At 62.2% G+C, this 402-nt stretch carries 1 pseudogene; it reads left to right on the top strand.

Annotation, left to right across the window (positions count from 1 at the left end):
• A pseudogene (locus GR197_RS31700) lies at window positions 1–402 on the top strand (MFS transporter); the annotation flags it as partial.

The raw sequence follows: 402 nt of genomic DNA, 5'->3' as shown, positions 1-402 counted from the left end.
GTGCCGTACTTCTTTGCCACCATCGCACTGCTCTGGTGGGCGAAACGGGTGGACCGGCGCGGCGGGCATATCGCAAACCTTGCCGCGGGTCTGCTGATCGGTGCCGTCGCGCTCGGTATCTCGACATACTTTCACCAACTGTTGCCCACGATGACGGGTATCACGCTGGCATTGATCGGTACGATCGCTGGCCGCACGATTTTCTACACGCTGCCGGCCCGGTTCCTTTCCGGCCAGGCAGCCGCAGGCGGACTCGCGCTGATCAACTCGATCGGCGCACTTGGCGGCTTCGCAGGTCCATATCTGGTGGGCTATCTGAAGGACAGCTTTGGAACCTACACGGCTGGGATGTTCGGTCTCGCCGTCGTGCTCGGCTTGACGACGATGCTGACGCTCTCCCTG

This window comes from Rhizobium phaseoli (genome assembly GCF_010668805.1).
In the GTDB taxonomy this organism is placed as follows: Bacteria; Pseudomonadota; Alphaproteobacteria; order Rhizobiales; family Rhizobiaceae; genus Rhizobium; species Rhizobium phaseoli_A.
This window is presented reverse-complemented; position numbering and strand designations above follow the sequence as displayed.